This is a genomic window from Granulicoccus phenolivorans DSM 17626 = NBRC 107789 = JCM 15570 (genome assembly GCF_000423085.1).
GTDB lineage: Bacteria > Actinomycetota > Actinomycetes > Propionibacteriales > Propionibacteriaceae > Granulicoccus > Granulicoccus phenolivorans.
The window spans coordinates 1-18,893 of record NZ_AUHH01000062.1; the positions used below are offsets into that span (position 1 = coordinate 1).

General features: G+C 65.2%; 18 protein-coding genes. 8 read left to right on the plus strand and 10 right to left on the minus strand.

What is annotated here, in order from left to right; all coding sequences use genetic code 11:
* Nucleotides 1-914 (minus strand): hypothetical protein (locus tag G531_RS26535; protein ID WP_211221894.1); only part of this gene is annotated, 914 nt, incomplete at its 3' end.
* A 211-nt stretch (nucleotides 915-1,125) separates the two neighbouring features.
* Here G531_RS26535 and G531_RS0116730 point away from each other — a divergent pair.
* Nucleotides 1,126-1,440: a type 2 periplasmic-binding domain-containing protein gene (locus tag G531_RS0116730; protein ID WP_026928105.1), complete on the plus strand. Its 315-nt coding sequence runs from the start codon at nucleotides 1,126-1,128 to the stop codon at nucleotides 1,438-1,440.
* Between the two features lie 166 nt (nucleotides 1,441-1,606).
* On the opposite strand, the gene G531_RS25855 is transcribed toward G531_RS0116730, so the two are convergent.
* Nucleotides 1,607-2,311, minus strand: coding sequence for a hypothetical protein (locus tag G531_RS25855; protein ID WP_026928106.1), 705 nt, complete (start codon nucleotides 2,309-2,311; stop codon nucleotides 1,607-1,609).
* A 439-nt stretch (nucleotides 2,312-2,750) separates the two neighbouring features.
* On the opposite strand from G531_RS25855, the gene G531_RS27120 reads away from it, so the two are divergent.
* Nucleotides 2,751-2,966 (plus strand): oxidoreductase C-terminal domain-containing protein, encoded by a 216-nt coding sequence (locus tag G531_RS27120; RefSeq protein WP_081684217.1) that lies wholly within the window; start codon nucleotides 2,751-2,753, stop codon nucleotides 2,964-2,966.
* Between the two features lie 306 nt (nucleotides 2,967-3,272).
* On the opposite strand, the gene G531_RS26950 is transcribed toward G531_RS27120, so the two are convergent.
* Together G531_RS26950 and G531_RS26210 are read right to left on the minus strand one after the other, a co-directional pair.
* Nucleotides 3,273-3,401, minus strand: a complete 129-nt coding sequence (locus G531_RS26950; protein WP_281177538.1) for a hypothetical protein — start codon at nucleotides 3,399-3,401, stop codon at nucleotides 3,273-3,275.
* Nucleotides 3,398-3,727 carry a hypothetical protein gene (locus tag G531_RS26210; protein ID WP_026928107.1) on the minus strand — a complete coding sequence of 110 codons (330 nt, stop codon included), beginning with the start codon at nucleotides 3,725-3,727 and terminating at the stop codon, nucleotides 3,398-3,400. The genes G531_RS26950 and G531_RS26210 overlap by 4 nt, the downstream gene beginning before the upstream one ends.
* 191 nt (nucleotides 3,728-3,918) lie before the next feature.
* Here G531_RS26210 and G531_RS23540 point away from each other — a divergent pair, with 191 nt between their 5' ends.
* From G531_RS23540 to G531_RS0116770, 3 genes are all read left to right on the plus strand, one after another.
* Nucleotides 3,919-4,827, plus strand: a complete 909-nt coding sequence (locus G531_RS23540; protein ID WP_051215646.1) for a hypothetical protein — start codon at nucleotides 3,919-3,921, stop codon at nucleotides 4,825-4,827.
* Between the two features lie 113 nt (nucleotides 4,828-4,940).
* Nucleotides 4,941-7,016, plus strand: a complete 2,076-nt coding sequence (locus G531_RS23545) for a hypothetical protein (protein WP_211221895.1) — start codon at nucleotides 4,941-4,943, stop codon at nucleotides 7,014-7,016.
* 26 nt (nucleotides 7,017-7,042) lie between these two features.
* Nucleotides 7,043-10,504 (plus strand): hypothetical protein, encoded by a 3,462-nt coding sequence (locus G531_RS0116770; RefSeq protein ID WP_145978809.1) that lies wholly within the window; start codon nucleotides 7,043-7,045, stop codon nucleotides 10,502-10,504.
* A gap of 92 nt (nucleotides 10,505-10,596) precedes the next feature.
* On the opposite strand, the gene G531_RS0116775 is transcribed toward G531_RS0116770, so the two are convergent.
* From G531_RS0116775 to G531_RS23555, 6 genes are all read right to left on the minus strand, one after another.
* The gene (locus tag G531_RS0116775) at nucleotides 10,597-10,995 is read right to left on the minus strand and encodes a hypothetical protein (protein WP_145978808.1); all 399 of its coding nucleotides are present in this window, start codon (nucleotides 10,993-10,995) and stop codon (nucleotides 10,597-10,599) included.
* A 510-nt stretch (nucleotides 10,996-11,505) separates the two neighbouring features.
* On the minus strand, nucleotides 11,506-12,792 hold the full coding sequence (locus G531_RS0116780; RefSeq protein ID WP_026928110.1) for an MFS transporter: 1,287 nt from the start codon (nucleotides 12,790-12,792) through the stop codon (nucleotides 11,506-11,508).
* Between the two features lie 436 nt (nucleotides 12,793-13,228).
* A complete protein-coding gene (locus tag G531_RS24890; protein ID WP_162143189.1) occupies nucleotides 13,229-13,807 on the minus strand; it encodes a TetR/AcrR family transcriptional regulator in 579 nt (192 codons plus the stop codon).
* Between the two features lie 64 nt (nucleotides 13,808-13,871).
* Complete coding sequence (locus G531_RS0116790) at nucleotides 13,872-14,201, minus strand: bifunctional 3-phenylpropionate/cinnamic acid dioxygenase ferredoxin subunit (protein WP_026928111.1); 330 nt, start codon at nucleotides 14,199-14,201, stop codon at nucleotides 13,872-13,874.
* A gap of 33 nt (nucleotides 14,202-14,234) precedes the next feature.
* Nucleotides 14,235-15,233, minus strand: a complete 999-nt coding sequence (locus tag G531_RS0116795; protein WP_026928112.1) for an aldo/keto reductase — start codon at nucleotides 15,231-15,233, stop codon at nucleotides 14,235-14,237.
* A gap of 1 nt (nucleotide 15,234) precedes the next feature.
* Nucleotides 15,235-16,077, minus strand: a complete 843-nt coding sequence (locus G531_RS23555) for an IclR family transcriptional regulator (RefSeq protein WP_081684216.1) — start codon at nucleotides 16,075-16,077, stop codon at nucleotides 15,235-15,237.
* Between the two features lie 202 nt (nucleotides 16,078-16,279).
* On the opposite strand from G531_RS23555, the gene G531_RS23560 reads away from it, so the two are divergent.
* The 3 genes from G531_RS23560 (at nucleotide 16,280) to G531_RS0116815 (ending at nucleotide 18,812) form a co-directional block, all read left to right on the plus strand.
* Nucleotides 16,280-17,488, plus strand: a complete 1,209-nt coding sequence (locus G531_RS23560) for an NAD(P)/FAD-dependent oxidoreductase (protein WP_035759535.1) — start codon at nucleotides 16,280-16,282, stop codon at nucleotides 17,486-17,488.
* Nucleotides 17,489-17,580: 92 nt separating this feature from the next.
* Nucleotides 17,581-18,312 carry an antibiotic biosynthesis monooxygenase gene (locus G531_RS0116810; RefSeq protein ID WP_026928113.1) on the plus strand — a complete coding sequence of 244 codons (732 nt, stop codon included), beginning with the start codon at nucleotides 17,581-17,583 and terminating at the stop codon, nucleotides 18,310-18,312.
* A 38-nt stretch (nucleotides 18,313-18,350) separates the two neighbouring features.
* On the plus strand, nucleotides 18,351-18,812 hold the full coding sequence (locus tag G531_RS0116815) for a VOC family protein (protein WP_026928114.1): 462 nt from the start codon (nucleotides 18,351-18,353) through the stop codon (nucleotides 18,810-18,812).
* The last annotated feature ends 81 nt before the right edge of the window (nucleotides 18,813-18,893 follow it).

The window sequence follows — 18,893 nt, forward strand, 5'->3', positions numbered from 1 at the left end:
ACCATCAAGTAGTCCGGACCGAACTGGCCGAAGCGATCCGCAGTCCCGAGGTAGGCCGTCCCTGGTCCCGTGTGGGTGAACGGGCTGCGGGTAAAAGGATCGGTGACATTGGTACCCGTACCGGTGGTGCCGGTGATGAATGTGCTCCAGGTTATGGCGGTCAAGGTGCCACCGCCGGTCCCTGTTCCCGTGCCGGGATCGGTCCCCGTGCCCGTGCCGGTCCCGGTGCCGGGATCGGTCCCCGTGCCCGTGCCGGTCCCGGTGCCGGGATCGGTCCCCGTGCCCGTGCCGGTCCCCGTGCCGGTCTCCGTTCCCGTCCCCGTGCCGGTCCCGGTTTCGGTTCCCGTACCGGTCCCGGTCTCTGTTCCCGTTCCCGTCCCCGTACCGGTCCCGGTTTCGGTTCCCGTGCCGGTCCCGGCCTCTGTTCCCGTACCCGTCCCCGTACCGGTCCCGGTCTCTGTTCCCGTACCGGTTCCTGTGCCGGTCTCCGTTCCCGTCCCCGTCTCCGTTCCCGTGCCTGTCGCGGTTCCGGTACCGGTCTCGGTGCCGTCGTCGATGATTCGGCGTACTGCTCCGACATTGAAGAAGTAGTGGAGCAGATCCGCATCGAAGCTGACTTCCTCCTTCGAGCCCGATGCGGCCACGAGCGCCATGACGGCGTCTCGGCCGCCGGTCGTGACGATGGCGTCGGCGAACTTGGTGGTGAACTCCTCCCCCGATGGGACCGCGCCTTCGCTGTCAGCAACGTAGCTGTGCAACCAACTCCGCAGTTCCGGATTTGCCACGGTTGCGTAAACGAGTCTGTTTGCAGCGGCCGCCGCGTCCGGCGCGAGGCGCTTCCCGTACACGTATTCGGAGAGTACCTCGACCGGGCTGGTGATGAACTGTTCCCGCAGAAGAAAATCCGTCGACATTGCCTGAAATAGTGCGTCTACTCGCCTCACCGTGGCCGCCCGGCGCAAACCGGCTGATACTCGATTTCCCAAAGCATTCTCTTCTCCGCTCACGGCGGCCTCCGGGGTTGAGTTAGTGGGTATAGAAAACTCTAGAACCCTGTCTCTCTGCGAGCAATATCTCCAGCGAATTCCCCAAAATGTCCGTGGCGCGAGACGCGTCCGCGAACGGATGAACGCCGACCTCACGCGCAGCGGGGTGAAATACCGCGACGTCCTCGAAACCGAGATCCCCAAGGCAAGCCCGGCCTCCGCCCGGCAGGGCCTCGGCGTGGCCATCCCGTCGAACTTCCCCGAGTTCGGCGTGCGATCCTTTCCCCTGGTCGGCCCCGACGGCCCCGTCGAATTCGTCGTGTACGCCAGCTGGCGCCGCGACCACTACGCCCTCGAAGAAATCCGGGGTTACGTCGAACTCTTCCGGGATGCTTTCGCGACCCGTAACCGGCGCGCACGCGAGGCCAGCTTGAAGACCCGTCACCGCGACTGACGCATCCCGCGCCCCGTGCACGAAGCTGCCGCCCGGAACGGCAATCCCGGGTCGCGCCCGTCTGATCACCTGGAGGCACGCTCCGGTCGGGCGGGGAGTCTCACGTTCCGTCACCGGGCATGCGGTCCGGGGGCTCAGCCGAGGAAGACCCGGGCGCCATCGCGCCTCAGGAGCAGCCGCAGTGTCCGTTCAGCGACACGAGGACGCCGCATGCGCTGCAGACATCCTCGGCAAACTCGCGTGATTTCCGCTTGCGGTTGGATTTCCGCTTGGGACTGGATTGCTGCCTGGGCTTGAGTTGCTGCCTGGGCTTGGGTTGCCTCTTGGGCTTGGATTGCGACTTGGGATCGGATTGCTGCTTGGGATCGGATTTCTGGTTGGGACTGGATTGCGGCTTGGGATCGGGGGGCAACTCCGCACGAATCTCGCGTACAGGGGGCGCAGGTCGCCGGAAGGGCGCCAGCAGCACCTGGAAAGAGACGACTTCATCAATACTGAGGGGGATCCCTTTGGTCCGTAGGATGCGTACGATCTCGGTCGCGGGCAGGTCCGGGGAGCCAGCCCGGATCCGTTTCATCTCCGCAATGACCCGCGCTCGCTCTATTGGCGCCTCCTCCAGTTGAGCGTCGGTTGGTTCCCTTGTGATACCTCGCGGGCGCGCCGTGTCCTTCTGCTCCGCACTGGTCTTGCCGACGGCTTTGGCGTCCGGCTCGGCCTTGGCCTGGGCTTCGGCCCTTGCGGCGTCCAGGGCCTTCAGAAGCAGGCTTTCCTCGCGAGTGGAGTTGGTCTGCTGTCTGGCACGCTCGAGCTCCGCGATCGTGACATTCCGACCGCCGGCCCGGAGGAGAACGAGGATATTGTTCCGAGTCACCTTCGCGTCAGGATCTTCACTCAGTTTTCGAATGGCGCGACGCAGAGCGCGCGTGTCCCGCCGACGTTGATGCGTTTCAGCATCGTTGCTCGGCTCCCGTGCCGTGGGAGTCTCCCGGGCCGTGGAATGCCTGGTCCTCGGGGCCGTTGCGGGTGGAGGATTCGCTTCGGCAGAGTGACCCCTCCGTCGGTTCGAACCGTACTGAAGAAGCTCGTCCAAGTCCAAGTCCGAGTCATCGTCAGTCAGACGGCGCCCCGCTGAGCGGCGATCCTCCCGCTCCTGTGATCGCCGTTCGTCTCCGTCCAGCCACGCGTCTGGCCCGCGCGAAGGTTGTTCATCATCGCCGACGGAGTCGTGTCGGCCTTCGTGGTCCAGATACCAATCGTTGATCCCCCCGAGTCACCGGACATAGCGCGATTATGGTCCCTAAAGGGTTCCACTGGGTCTCGTAAGCGCAAAGCCGCACCGCACCGACGCCGACCGTTGCACGGTCCTCTACTACCGGTCCGGAACCCTGATCGCCGCCGATTCGGTCAACCACCCCCGCGATCACCTGACCGTCAAGCGAGCCCTCGCGTCAGCAGCGACGATCGATCCGGTCCGGGCCGCCGATCGGGCGGCACCGCTCAAGACGTTGGTCACACCGCTGCGCTGAGCTCATCCTTTTTGTCAGTGGCCGCACCCATGATGGTGTCATGGCCGAAACCCGCCGTCCGCACATCGCGCCGGCGTACGGAGTGACCCGGAGCGTGCCGAACCGGTGCGGCCCTGCAACCTGCAGGGCCGGGAGTCTCAACAACGCGCTGGCCTCGGATACGCATCGCTGGGGAGTGCGGCCCCCAACCAGCGGGGCCGGGAGTCTCAACGTGGCGGCGGATGGGGGACCCGCAGCAGATCGGCTGACCAACGAGTGATCCCCGGCAGAACGCATCTGCCGGGGATCATTCAGGTACTCCGCCGATCAGCCGCCGAGTGCGAGGAGTGCCGGGACCGAAAGCACGGCCACGTAGTACCCCATGAACTGCACCCCGGAGTGCATACCGATCATCTTGTTGAACAGGCAGCCGACCAGGCCGACCGTCAGCGTCACGCACAGAGCCAGCAGTCCGCCCTCGTAGAGACAATGACACAGATGAGCGCCGCGAATCCGGCGATGATCGCCTCGTGGGATACCGTCTTCACCACCCAGCGGGCGGCCCGGTGTGCGTTGGTCATCACAAAGGGGTAGGCAATCGCGATCGCGATCGCGATCACCGCCGCGATGATGCCGAACAGGGAAAATTCGCCGGTCGACAGCATGTTGTGCAGATTGTTGGTTTGCCCGGTCTGAGTGTTCAGCGTGTACACCGGCGGCGCATTGAACAGTGGCGCCGCAGGTCCGGCCGCCATCGGCGACAACGGCAGTCCGATCGCCACCAGCTGACGGATCTACCGACGGCCATCTAACCCTGGCGGAGTACGGCGGATGCCCAGCGACGAGCTCGACGGCCATTCCAGTAGATACGCGATTCTATACGCGCATTACTGTAGGCTATAGATGTATCGATCTGTGATCTGAATGCTTGGCGCGGACCGATACATCCTGTAGACCAGCCCGAGGAGATACCATGGCCAAGGCGGGGTACCGGATCCCGGCGCCGCTCAACCGATCCTTCCTGGATCACGAAATCGTGCTGTCTGGCGGTGGCTGGTCGATCCGTCCGGCACCGATCAAGCAGCTCCTGGTCGTCGCGGGTGGCGTGCTCTTGACCCTGTGGTCGGCAACCTCAAGCTTCATCTCCGATGCCGGACCGCTCTGGATCGCCTTATGGGTCATCTGGAGCCTGTCCACCGTCGTATACCTCGGCGGGATGACCAGGACCAAAGAGTTGCGACTGATGACCGTCCCCGCACTCCTGGCCTATCTCCCTCCATCGAGCCGCCGGGTGCTGACCCGGCGCAACTCCCGACCAGGGGACCTATACACGATCATCGGCATCAACCGCATCGACCCGGCCGGCCGCATCCACTACACCGACGGAGCACAGGGGCAGGCCTACTTAGTGGTCGGGACCGCCAGCTACCTCCTGTTCGAGGCCGACCGGCAGGCGATCCTCGATCGCGTCGATGCCTTTTGGCGCAAACTTGAGACCAGCTGCGAGTGGATCACCGTCACCACCAAGGAGCCGCAGCGAGTCCACCATCAGCTCGCGGCCGCGGAGCAGCGGAAGCGAGCTCTGACAGCGCGCGATCCCGATCTGGCCGCCCTGCAGCGCGAGCAGTACGCGATCCTCGGCCAGCAGGCGGGCCGCGCCTCGATCCACCAGTACCTGGTGCTGCGCGGCACGAGCGCCGACGCCCTGCGCCGGGCCGAGCAGCTGCTCCACGCCGAGGTCGAGGGCTCGGCCCTGATGCTCAAGGAGGCCACCGCTCTCGGCCGGGAGGAGACCCTGGCCATGCTGGCCAGCCTCTATCAGGGTGTCGACCACGCGCGCTCTCCGCACTCGGACACGTTGCACTGCCCGGAGGACCGATGACCCTGCTGAGCACGCCCCGCGCACAGCCCGCGGCCCGGGACAGGGAGGCAGACGAACCCGGTGGAAAGACGGCCGCGCCCGATCCGGAGCCCCGGCCCCCCGCGACCCGGCTCATGGCATGGCATTCCTGGCGGCAGCGCCGCCGACAAGCCCGACAGCTCGCCGCGACGCTGGAGGCGTATCCCCACCTGCTGGCGATCAAGCCGCGCGAAGGTCTGGCTTTTCGCTCGGACTACTACGCGGTCGACGGATCCGTGGCGTGCATCCTCGCCTACGTCCACGACGACGCCGCCCGGGACGGCTTCGGCGCGTTCTGGGGCCTCGACCGGATCCCGGACGGGCTGGACGAATCGGTCACCGCCATCGTGCTGGAGCAGGTGCACCGCCGGGACGACAAGTGGGTGGACTCCTACACCAGGCAGGCCGAGAAGCTGGACCGGTTGGATGCCAGCGAAGCCGACGAGGCGGGGACCACCTCGACCCGGCGCAAGGCGGCCAAGATCTCCGGCGACCTGGAGTCCACGATCGGCGAGTTGCAGGACGGGGCCAGCTATCTGTCGGTCCACAACCGACTGCTGCTCAAGGCGCCGACTCTGGAGATCCTCGAGGACAGCGTCGACCGGGTAACCCGGCTCTACATCGACCGGTTCGGCACTCTCAAGGTAGCCCCGTATGCCGGCGAGCAGCGCCAGGAGCTGACCGCGCTTTTCCGACCCAACGCCACGAAGCGCGGCAAGGGCTTCCACTTCACCTCGACCGAGTTCGCCGGCTCCTACTCACTGGTGACGAACGGCCTCAACGACCCGGCCGGCGAATACGTCGGCTTCTGTGTCGGCGACGTCAACACCTCCGCGGTCCTGCTGGACGCCAACCGCTACGACCACCACGTGGTCATCGCCGACGCCACGCTCAGCAGCCACCTGGACCGCCAACGGGTGAGCGCCATGTGGTGCTCGAAGCTGGCGCAGGCGTGTCTGCTCAACAACGGGCGGGTGGTTCACCTGATCCTGGACGGGGCGGATCTGGACCGGTTGGGTCCCACCTTCTCGGGCCTGACCGCGCGGGTGGACCTCAACAGCGGCGATGTGAACCTGTTCGAGATGTTCGGCGAGCCGGCCGAGGAGCTCTCGGTCTTCGCCACGCAGGTGGAGAAGCTCAAGCTCATGTTCGAGCAGCTCTACGAGTCGAGCGACGGCGCCGTCTCCTCGATCATCCGCTCCGCGCTGGAGGGCGTCGCGACCGATTTCTATGTCGAGCAGGGCATGTGGCAGCACAACGCCCAGGAGCACCGGCACCGGCTGCGCGTGGTCGGGATCCCCCACGAGCAGGTCCCCCGCCTGCAGCTGTTCGTCTCCTACCTGGAGACCGCCTACCGGACCGAGGTCAACGCGGCAAAGTCCGACCCCGACCAGATCCGGGCTCTCAACGTGCTGCGCGGCATCGCCGCCGCGATGCTGTCCACCAACGGCGACCTGTTCAACAACCACACCGCGGGGACGATCGACACCGTCCGCGACGCCCGGCGCGTTATCTATGACTTCTCCCGGCTGCAGCGGCGGGGCGGAGGCACGACCGGCTCCGGGGTGGCGATGGCGCAGCTGGTCAACATCGTGGGCTTCGCGGTCGGCCGGCTCGGCCCCGGCGATTCGGTGATCATCCATGGCACCGAGCACGTCGACGACCGGGTCAAGCCCTACCTGCGCACCCAGTTCGAGCGCCTGCACGAGCGCGGCGGACGGGTCGTCTATGGCTACAACGACGTCGACCGGATGCTCGCCGACAGCGAATTCAATCTCTTCGACGCCGCGGACTTCACGCTGCTCGGCCCGCTGCGCGAGCGCACGGTGGCGGAGTACCAGAAGCAGCTGCACCAGCGGATCCCGCCCGACCTGGAGCGTCTCATCACGACCCGGGACGCCAACCTCACCTACTTGCGCCGCGGCGTCTCGAACGTGGTTTTTCACACCGATTTGGCGCTCGGGGTCAACCCGGCCCGCGAGGCCGAGCGTCGCCGAGCCCGTCGCGAAACGACCCGGGCGGAGGACGCATCTCGCGTGGCGGCGGTGATGACCGGCCGCAAGCCGATCGCCGGCGCCCACTTGACCAGTCGCCGCCCCGAAAAGTCGCCCCGGGTCCGCACGCGGGCCGCCGAGCATGTCCGTCACCGCGAGCTCAGCCGTCCCGGCTGAGCCCCCGAACCAGAAACGAGAACGCAATGACCCCGACCATGCGGGCCTGGCGCCCACCCTGGACCATTCCGACCGGCGCGGTCCGTCGACCCTGGCTACGACGCGGGATGACGCTCGGCCTGCTCGTCGCCCTGCTGATCCCGCTGCTGGCGTCTCTGGCACCGCCCGCCCATGCCCAGGACGTCGATGACTATTCCATGTATAAGTTGGCGTCCAATGCCGCGATGTACTTCTCCCGGGAAAATTCCCCTCAGGTGGGCAAGGCGGCCAAGGATCGGATGACCGACGAGTGGCACGAGGTAACCCGGAGCCCCGCCACCGGCGGCGGCTTCCTCGGTTACGCGGACCCGGAGTTCTCGCCGTCGGATGTGGTCGGCTGGCTGTTTTCAGCGGCGTCGGGCTCGTCCCAGACCGTGGCCTACTCGACGTTAACGGCGACCAACGACGCCGGTGGCGATGATCTCTACGCCGGCATGCTCGACTATGCCCACTTCGGGGCGGCCAACCGGGACCTCGGGCTGGATTCGATGACCTCCGGGATCGGCGGCGAGATTCTCAACGCCATCGGGGGTTCGATGATCTGGCTGAGCTACGCCCTGGCCCTCGCGGTCGGGATGGCCTTCTGGGTCGTCATCCAGCTCTTCCAGTTGCTCAACCCGTTCCTGTGGTTCTACCAGGGCGTGCGGGCGGTGAACCCGACCTTCGCCGACGGCATGGTCCATGGCGGCGACATGACCGCGGTCAACGGACCACTGGCCGGCATGGCCGCCTGGATCGGCGACTGGTACCAGGTGATCAACGGTCTCGCCTGGCAGACCTTGGTCCCGCTGTTCATCGCCTCGCTTGCCGTCGGGCTGTTGTTGTATCGCCGGATGGACCGGGGCTCGGCGATCAAGAAGCTGATCGTGCGCATGGTCTTTATCGGGGTCGGCCTGCCCCTGCTCGGTTCGATGTACACCGGGGTACTGGCCAAGTTCGACGACTCGGTGGTGGGCCAGCACGCCGGGTCGACCCGCGTTGTGCTCTCGACCTACGTCGATTTCGAGGCCTGGGTGATGCAGGACCGCCTCGGGATCCCCGACGAAGCGGTGATCGGCTGGAGCGGCGATCAGTCCAGCGCCCAGGCGCAGATGGCGGTGCGGACGACGGCGCTGGCGATCAACAAGCAGTCCCACGGGAGTACGTTCGATGCCCTCAAGATCACGAGGGTCACGCGGCCCGCCACCTGGCAGGACGGGATGGCACGCGCCAACGCCGCAGACGATGCTCAGGCAGACAGTGACGCCCGCGCCGTCTTCGCGACCTTCGGGATCCTCAGCAAGTACATCTCCAACAATGTCGTGGCAGCAAGTGATTTTGAATCCGGTATCAAAGAATCGCTCACCAAGCTCGATTTGGATACAGACGAGAAGAAGAAATGGTTCGTCAAGGTCGGGGGTTACGGTGAGGTTCGAGGTTTCGGAGAGAAGGGCAGCTACGAGCCCACCAACCACCCGATGTTCTGGGTCAGCGGCGGTCTGGCCTCCTCGGCGCCGGGCGGAGACCAGACCACCTTCAGCACCGCCGGTCCGAAGGCCGGCTGCGGCAAGGACGTCTGGGCCAACAATGCACCCGAAGCCTGCAATCTCTCGCCTCTGGCGACCTACAACTACCTGAACACGAGTTTCGGGTCGGACTCGATGACGCTGTTCAGTTCCACGAACGTGACCTCGGGCTTCACCCGGGAGAGCCATATGGCGGTCTCCCAGGTCGGGACCGGGCCCGCCAAGTTCACGTACTGGCTGAACTCGATGATTCTGTTGGGGTCGATCGCGTTGCTGGGATTCTGGTATGCGCTCGGCATGTTGGTCGGGTCGGTCAAGCGGACCATGAGCCTGATCGCGGCGATCCCGTTCGCCACGTTGGGTGCGATGGCGGCGATCAGCAAGGTGATCGTCTACTCGATCGCGCTGATTCTCGAGGTGATCGTGACGCTGTTTCTGTACCAGTTCGTCTCGGATTTTCTGATCTCCATCCCCGGCATCGTCGCGGGCCCGGTGTCGAGCGTGATGCATCCGGACAGCCTGCTGGGCAGCCCGGTGCTGGGTGGCCTGGTACTGGTCCTGGGCACTTTGCTCTCGTCGCTGCTGATTCTGGGTGTCACGATCGCGCTGCTCCGGGCACGCAAGGTGGTCCTCATGGCGATGGACGAGATCTGTACCAAGTTGGTCGACAAGTTCCTGGAGACCAGCACCCCACCCAACGCTGACAAGGGCGGCATGCTCCCGGCCCTCGCCGCGGGAGCCGGGTCGAGTGCCGGCATGGCACTGGGTAACAAGCTGACCTCCGGCCTGGACGGCCATGGTGGCGGTGGCATTGGGCGCACGTGGCCGACCCGGGGAAAGATGGGTGGGAGCACGAATTTCGGAGGAACGAATGGGTCCACCAACCCAAAGAATTCGATCGCCGGCGGCGAACACCGCAAGGCCCTCAACACCTCCGGATCGGGCGCACCCCCCAATACAGGCACTGACCCGTCGGCGTCGGGAGATGGACCGGCACCGGATGGTCCGTTCCAGGACCCCGGGTCCGGAAGCCCTCGCGGTACCGCCGAGCCGACAAATGCGGACGACAGCTCGACGGGTCTGGACGCTGCGCTGGTGCGCGATAGGGCGGACAGGACACTGGCCGGACAGGTGCTCGCCAACGGTGGCCCGACTGACGTCCGGTACACCCCACCGCGTGATGCAGCCGGGAACGCGGGTGGCTCCGGTGGGCACACGATGGCCTCGCCCCCGGACGACGGGGGCCGCGACGATCCCGAGGCGACGACGATTGCCGATGTGAGTCGACCCCTCGGTCGCGGCAGCCGTACGCTGGCGGGGACGTCCGGTTCCGTGCGCGACACCTGGGCCCCACGCTCGCGCGCCTCCGAGACCGCGTCGGCCGCGTCCACTACCGCGCCCGAAACCCCGGGGACGACGGCGCCCCGAGGTCGCGGCTGGAAGCGGTTGCCGGTGCGGGGCGAGCCTTCGGCCAGGGCCTCGCGGACCGAACGAGTGGCACCGACGAAGACCCCGGCGGCTTCCGGCTCAGCCCCCGTGTCCTCGACAGGACCCAGCACACCGGTGGTGGGTGACCGGACTCCCTCGCGGACTCGACCTCGGGGCCCCCTGCCCTCGGGAGCGACGCGACCCGCGCCCGCCCCGAACGGCCGCCCCGCTCCGGCAGCCGGCCGGACGCCTGGAGCGCGAAAGCAAACTTCGCGTTCGGAGCCGGCCCGCACGGTGGCGGTCACTGTGCCGGCCGTCAGCGTGCAGCGGGCAGAGTCCCAGCGTCCTGGTCGAGCGCACGCCGTCCCCCCGACCGGGGTGGAGCGGTCGTCCCAGGCCGACACGGTCACCGCGCCCCCGGACCACACCATCTCCGCACCACAGGAGCAGGCGACCCGCCAACCGACCCCGAAACCGAAGGGAGGATCGTCGGTGCCGGAGGCCGGGCGCACGTAGTCTGGCCACCCGGCCGGCTGATCGCACAGACAAGAACCCCGTGAACTCAGGTCCACGGGGTTCTTCATCGGCTACTGGCAGCAGGATCGGCCTCAGCAGTCATGCCGCCACGCTTGGGTCTCCGCCTTGCCCGCGTCGGAGTCTTCGCGGAGGAAGGTGTGACCTTCGAAAGACAGGCTGTTCTCCGTGAAGGTCACCGGCGAGCTTCCGTCGTACCTTCCATCCCCCGTCCACACAATCGTGGTTCGCTCCCTATTGAGTTCTCCCGTCGTGTCTCCGAAGGACCCGCCACCACTGCTAGTGCAATGGACTTCCGTATAGTGCACCTTCGCAGCCTTGATCGTGACTGTGCTTAGGTCGGGATCTCGCCGCAGCACATACGTGCCGTCCTCCGAGGCCCCGGCACAGCCGGTGAGCGTGCTTCCCAGCAGCACCGCCGCTGCCGCAGCGGCCACCCCGGCCCGCGTCGCGCGAGCGGTTCGGTTGATCATCGTGTCGTCCCCTCGGTCGGATCCCTGGTGGTGCGTTGCGAGCATGTCCGTCGATCGTGGTCCAGCGTCTCGGCTCCACCGCCGCACGCTGTTCCCGTCCCCGCACCCGACCTGCGCCCGGGAGCCGAAGCTGGACCCACGCGAGCGACCTCACCGGGCCTTCCGCGTGTTTGCACCCATTATCGCAGGAAAGAAGCGGAAATTGGCAGGGCCGTGGTGGCTGTTTTCGGTGTTTTCAACACAACGCTGGCAAACCGCAGGCCTGACCCGTTCGTGCCTGGCACGTGGGGATCTTCCCGCCCGACCGGCACCGCGCGGCACCGCGCGGCACCGCGTAGACAACGAGCCCTGATACAAGCTCGATGGAGACGGAGGCATATCGACGCGCGCAGAACGCCCAGCCAGGACATCCCAGCTGAGCGTTCGCGGAGTTGATGACAGCTACCGCAGATCAAGATGGTAGGACGACAACCTCGGCATAGTAGCGAGACTGTTGGGTTCGATCCTCGGTCAGGGCAACAGAGCTTGGGTCTTGGGTTCGTCTTCCGGAGCTGGTTCGGAGGCCCCGGGCACGGCGATCGAAGGTACATAGCGGTACTTCCCCAGGGTGATCATGCTCAGGCTGACGATGACCAGGGCGCCACCGAAGATCAGGAACGCCAGGTTGTAGTTACCAGTGGTGTCAAAGATGGCACCGTAGACCATCGGTCCCACCGAGTAGCCGATTGCCAACATGCCGATCAGAGCGCCGTAGACGGTGCCAAAGGACTTCATGCCGAGGTAGCGAGACGAGAGGTAGCCGAGGATGTCGGACTCGCACCCCATCGCGAATCCAAGAAACATCGCGCCCACCAACGGGAATGCACCGGGTCCCACCGCAAGCATGACGAATCCAACGACCGGGAGGAGGAAGGTAACGAAAGCGACCAAGGGGGCATAGACTCTGTCGAGCAGGTAGCCGCCGACGAGTCGTCCGGCCACTGTTGCGATCGCCATGAACGAGACCGCGGCGATAGCTTTCGCTGGTTCGATCCCCTTGTCAGTCAACATCGCCACCAAATGGATGAGCGCCCCGGGTACCGCGCAGCCTATGATCGCCGTGGAAACCAGCATGACCCACAGGTGTCGGGTGCGAAGGCACTCTTTGATGGAAAGTCCGGGCAACTCGTTCGTTTGGCCATGGGCGTGGTGACCCAGCGCCCGGTCCTCGGCCGGGGTCGGATCCCGCACAATGAATGCCATGGGGAGAAGGTGGATCACCAGCGTTGCGATTGCGAGAGCGATGAACGCTGTCCGCCATCCCGCACTGGCCGTGATCGCTCCGACGAGCAGGGGGCTGATGGCGATGCCGATCGCACCGCCGGTCCCGATGATGCCTGTTGCCAGACCTCGTTTGGCGTCGACCCATCGGGCACCGAGGCGGCCCACGGGCATTCCGCTCAAAGAAGCCACGGCCAAGCCCATGACGGCCAGTACAGCCAACCACAGGACGTAGATGTTCGGGAGAAACGCCATGACGACAAGAATTCCCGAGACCAGGGCCGCTGCGGGAACCACGATCCTACGCGTCCCATAGACATCCAGCAGCTTTCCGACACCCGGCAGGATCAAGGCGGATAACAGAGCCATGATGCTGACCAAGCTCGACGTCTGCGTTCGACTCCATCCGAACTCTGCGCCGATCGGCTTGAGCAGCACACTGAAGGGGGTGAGTACCAGGGAATTGACTGACACCATGCCGGCCACCGAAAGCCAGGCCACCATCCACCATGCACGTTTTTCGACTCTCATCGACATTCGACTTCCTCCGATCTGGAATCCCGGCGTTTGCAGGGGTAGGAATACAGTCGGCGAAAGCGGCGGTTGCGCGAGCGTTCACATTCCACCCAGCGGAAGTCGATGGCGGCCGAAGGATCGATCGGTCGGGGGCGACACCAGGTCTTCCGTCATGTGGCGAGAGCCCGGTGATCAAACTTTGATCGAGTCTGTGGCCTGACATTCGAAGGCCAGTCAATGGGTCAGGTCGATGCCACCCGTGGTGGCGCGCTCAGCGCCGCGCAGCCGCGTCCGTGTGAGGCCTTTGCGCCCGAGGTTCTCCGGTGGAGATGCGTGGATCCCCGTCTCCCTCACGTTTCGGCCGATAGCGTGGGCGCGAATGGAAGCCTGCCGCGATCCGGCGATAACAGGGGCCCCCGCGTCTGTGCCGGCCACGAGGGCGCCCGCCCCAGGTTGGTCAGCAGAGGTCGTCGACTGGCTCGTCAGTGAGAACCTTGAAAATTCGCTCCAAGTAGTTGATCATGATGTGCATCTGCGCTTTGTCGAGGGGCTCCGCATCGGCGTCCACCAATCTGCCGGTGGTGAAGAGCCCGTAGCCCATGGCCACACCGAGGATCAGCCTCAGCCGCTCCTCGACATGCGGACCCTTGAGTTCTTTCCTCCATCGCGAGGTGATACGCCGTTCGAGCTCGGATCGAAAGGTTTGGAGAGCGGCGGGTTGGTCCAGCGAGCGCACCATAGCCAGGGCCGGCGACGAGAGATTCGGATCGTTCCAATACGTGACCGTTCGTTCCGCGCGGTCGAGTGGATCCGTGTCGAGCCCCCACTCTTCCCGGCCGACGGCATTCAGGAGCTCCAGCTTGGAGCCGAAGTGGTGATTGATCATCGCTGCGGTGATCCCTGCATCGATGGCAATCTGCTGCAAGGTCGTGTGGGAGTACCCCTGCCGCGCGAATCTGCGGCCAGCGGCCGTCAGAATCTGACGCTTTGTCCGCGCAGCGTCACGTTTGCGCGGGTGGCCGGCCTGCCCGGCCATCCGCATACGATCCGATCCAGGTTCCGCCATATCAGCCAGCATCGCACACCCGCTGGCCGGCTCCCTAAACGTCAACCGTCGGGGACATCGCTTCGGTATTCACATACAGCACACCGTCGTCGATCTCGACGCGGTACACAGCAATATCCTGGTTGGCTGGCGGACTGAGCACCCGGCCGGTGCGCAGGCAGAATTTGGCGAAGTGCCACGCGCACTCAACCTGGTCGCCGTCGACATAGCCGTCAGCCAGGGACGACTCATCATGGCTGCAGGTGTCGGCGGTAGCCAGAAAATCGCCGTCGACGTTGAACACCGCGATGGGTGGGTCCCCCTCGACCCGGACGGCCTCTCCTTCTTCCAGCTCCCGGGCCTCGCACACGCGGATCCTAGCCATAGTCCACTCCTTCACATCTACTGTTCGTTGGTGTCACTGATTCCACAGGCCCTTGGGGCCGGGACAAACTTCGTTCAGGGCAGTCAGCTGCTCCTGGGTGAGGGTGATCTCGGCTGCCGGCAACAGCTGAGTCAGCTGTTCACAGCTCTCCGGGCCCACGATCGCGGTAACCACACCCGGCTGGGCGAGCACCCAGGCCAAGGCAACGTGGGTGGATGGGATCCCCCACTCCGCCGCCAACTCGTTGAATCGGATCTGCGTCGCAATTTCCTCGTCCGAGAAACTCGGTCCTCCCCAGCGCGCGTCGCCCAGCGGAGCAGCGGCGTCAGCCGGCGAGGGTGCCAGGAGTCCACCACCCAACGGGCTGAAAGCTGCAACCGACAGGTGAAAGTGTCTTGTCGCGGGAAGTACCTCGGCCTCGATCCAGCGCTTGGCCAGGCTGTAGCGCGTCTGGTGGCAGATGGGCCGCGGAACTCCCAGGCGATCCGCGGCAGCGACCACCTCCGCCAGCTGCCACCCGTTGTAGGTCGACAGCGCGTAGTAGCGGGTCATGCCCTGCCGGACAAGATCAGCCATAGCCTGCACCGTCTCCTCGACTGCAGTGGCCGGGTCTGGATGGTGGGCATAGTAGATGTCCACGTGATCGACCCCCAAACGATCCAGGCTGCGCTCAATCTGGCTCATGATGTGATAGCGGCTGAGACCCCCACCCACCGCTCCGCCGTCATTGGGCCCGTCTCCGATCGCTTCGGAAACTTTCGTCGCCAGGACAACCTCGTCCCGTCGGCCGCGGATAGCATCCCCCACGATTTCTTCGGCTGACCTGCGTTCGCGCCAGCCCGGCAGCCCGGTTCGGTCGAACCGCGCTTGGTTCCCATAGGTATTTGCTGTTTCGATGTAGTTGATGCCCGCAGAGAGTGCCTTGTCGACCAAGGCGCCGGCCTCGGACTCTCGGGGGGCGACACCGAATGTCGCCGTGCCCAGGCCAAGCGTGGACACCCTCAGCCCGGAGGTCCCAACGACCCGGTACACCTCAGCTTCTCCCCGTGGTGCGCTGCATCGGGCCCGTCGCTGGCTGCACAAGCCTGGAGATCAACGTCGCTGTGCGACAGACCGCCGCGGCGAAGTCACGCACCAGATTGGGCCGACCCAATGCACTGACCGACACCGCTGCGATGGCGCGCCCCCGGACATCGAGCACGGGTGCTGCTACGCAGCGCAGAGGAGCGCTTTTGCCCCGGACGTCCGTCGCATACCCACGGCCCCTGGCTTCATGGAGCTCTTCGTGCAGCGAGGGCATCCCGCCCCGGCCGACTCGCCGTTGCCCCTCACTGCCCTCGGGGGGATGTGAATCGTGTTCGGTGAAGGCCCAGATCGCCTTTCCCAAGGCCGTGGTGAGGGCTGGGCGGCGGCTGCCGACCGTGGTTCCGATCCGTGCCGTGCTGTGGCCGAAAAGCTTTTCCAAGTAGAGGACCTCAGCCCCGTCAAGGACAGCCAGATGCACCGTCTCACGCGTCGACGCGAAGAGGTCCAGCATGTGCGGTTGCGCCATGTCGCGCAGCCCGTTGGGTCGACACACAGCCACGCTGTTGCCGACGGCGAACAGGCGGTTCGTCAGCGCGTACTGCCCGCCGACGCGCCGGACGTAGCCCTCCTCCACCAGCGTGATCAGGAGTCGATGAGCCGTTGACTTCGGTAGACCCGAGCGTTCGGCCAGTTGAGTCAGACCCAAGACCGCGGGCGGCTCGACGAAGGCGTCCAGCAACCGAATGGTTCGCGCGGCGACACCCACTCGGCGGGCATCGTCAAAGGCACTGGCGAGATCGAGTGGAGGCCACTCGGCCTCCGGTTGTGTTTGGACAATCGCGTGGGACACAGAGCCCTCCCCATCTAGTCGGCGTTGACCGAATGAGCTTCAACTAAATACGCGTTTAGTTGACTGTAGAGACGACCGGCTCCCCTGTCAATGGCCCAGTCGGAACCCAAATCAGGTTCCGCTCAGTGGAAGTTCACGGCCCCCGTGGCCGGGGATGGACCGCAGGCTGACGCGCAGAACGCGACAGAAGGGACGGGTGGAAATGCCGGAGCTCAAACGGATCGCCATCATCGGAGCGAGCGCAGCCGGCGTCGCCGCGGCGTTCGCGCTCAGACGCGCCGGTTTCGACGGACACCTGTCCCTGTACGGCGATGACGTGCGAGAACCGTATGAACGACCCGCGCTGACGAAGACGCTGAGTGGAGGCCATGGAGGGATCCATCCCATCGTTGCCCCCCACACCTATTCGGACAGCGGGATCGACCTCCAACTTGGCCAGCGTGTGGTGGGCATTCGTGGCCGCACGGTGACACTGGAGGACTGGTCGGCACAGCAGTACGACAGCGTCCTCCTTGCCACGGGAGCGAGTGCACGGCGCCTTCAGGTACCTGGAGCTCGGTTGGGCAATATCCTGTATCTGCGGAATGCGGACGATGCAGAACGGATAGCTTCCCGGTTGTCCACCGGCGGCCCCCTGGTCGTCGCAGGGGGAGGTTTCGTCGGCTTGGAGGTCGCTGCCGTCGCGCGCGGCCTCGGAATCGACGTGACGCTGGTCGAGTCGGAGCTCTTGCCATTCATGCGGTCAGCAGGCCCGGAGGTGGCGCGGTTGGTGGCCGACCTGCACCGGGATCATGGCGTACGTTTCTTCACCGGCGATCGAGTTACCGAATTTCGTGGTGAGCGAGAGGTCGCGGAAGCTCGGCTCGCCAGCGGCCGGATCCTGCCCGCCAGCACCGTCGTGGTCGGTATCGGTGCCGAGCCCAACACCTCACTCGCGATAGGGGTCGGCGCGGCCTGCCGCGGTGGAGTGCTGGTCAGCGCGGCCGGCCAGTCCTCGGTCCCGTGGCTGTGGGCAGCCGGTGATCTCGCCACGTGCTCTGATCCTCATGGTGTCACCAATCGGAGCATCGACCACTGGGACAGCGCCCGACACCAGGGGCATGCCGTGGCCCATGCGATGTTGGGCATCGCCACGAAGCAGGCCCCGGTTCCCTATGTGTGGTCCGATCAATACGAACTGACGTACCAGAGCTACGGGCGGGCCATCTCCGGGGACTCCGTCGTCTTCCGGGAGGGATCGCAGCCGCACCAATTCCTTGCGTTCCGGGTCTGCGGGGACCGGATTCATGCGGTCAGCGGCATCGGTCTGCCGCGTGAAGTCCGAGCCGGCAAGGTCCTGATCGAGAAGCAATCCATCGTGGACCCCCGAGCGCTCCGGGACCCCCACCTTGACCTGTGCAACATCCCCTGAATCCGATTCCATCGAATGGAATAGCCCGATTCGCCCGAGGCAGATGGCCCTTAGCATCGGGGCATTCGAATACATGAAAGGAAGAGTACAGCATGAGTCGAATCCGCGTAGTACACCACCTCGAGGACGTGACCGACACAGACGTGGTCGAGGCAGTGCAACAAGTACGCACCGCGAAGGGATGCCTCGAAAGCGAAGCATTCCGGGGAATTACGTCGAACGGTCGGGTCACGGTGGTGGAACTGTGGGAGGACGAAATTGCCTTCAGTCGCGATTGGATCAACAGGGTACGAAACGAAAAGCGCGACATCATAGCCGATCAATTGTCGACCTCCGGCCTCCCCAGTGCGATCTACCATCAGCGCACCTTCCGGAGGGAGCGCGGGTGGGTGGATACCGAACTGCCGCAGGAGACCCTGGTGACGTGGCCGGCCCGCGGACCAGTGCACATCGTGATCCTGATGTCCACGCCGATGCCGGAGGCTGCGATCCCGGCACACACCCGCGACGAGACGAATACCCGCCGGGAGCATGGGTGCGATTGGTACTCCTGGAACCAGAGCTTGGAAGACCCGCACCATATGTGCCTCACAGAGGTGTGGTCGGATCAGTCGATCTACGACGCGCATTGGAATCTGCGCATCAAAGTGGCCGAGGCGGCCGCTGCTCGCGGCGAGACCCAGGAACCGCCCGCGCCCGGCCCTCGCACGCTGGGGAGCAACTCGCTCGAGTTCTATCGGCACCAAGGGTTTCGCTTCATGTACGACCGTTGGCTTCCGGAAGCGAATTCTGACTGGTCAGAAACGATTTCCTGGGGCTCCTGAAAGCACCTATCTCAAGCATCCAAGAAAGGATTCAAAGAATGCTGAACGAACACACCCTGCACAGTGTGGGAGTGACCGTACGGGACCTGGACGCCACGATGACCAAGATCGGGGAAATCTTCGGTGTTGACGACTGGGAGGTGACCACGGTTGCGGGCGACCGGATCACCGACGCTGTCAGTCATGGTCGAAGGACGACCGGCGCCTCGTACCGTGCAGCAACCGGGACGACCACCCTACGGGAGGATCTGATCGGGGGTAAGGAGGGAGGCACCCAGTTCCCGTTCCGAACCGTGACCTTCGAACTCGTCCAGCCCCTCACCGGGGAAAGCCCCTTCCAGGAATTTCTGGCCACGCGCGGGCAAGGCATTTCACATGTGGTGTTCAACGAAGGTCCCCAGAGCGGCGACGCTGTCGCGGCCCACTTCCTCGCCCAACGTGTCCCGGTAGCCGCAGAGTTCACTGTGGACGGGGAACGCAGGCGCTTTGAAGCGCCCTGAGATTGTTGGAGGCTCCTGACCTTGGAAACGAGGATGGAGTTATGCCGAAGGAACTGGCGTCGGGGAAGCCGACGACGCGTC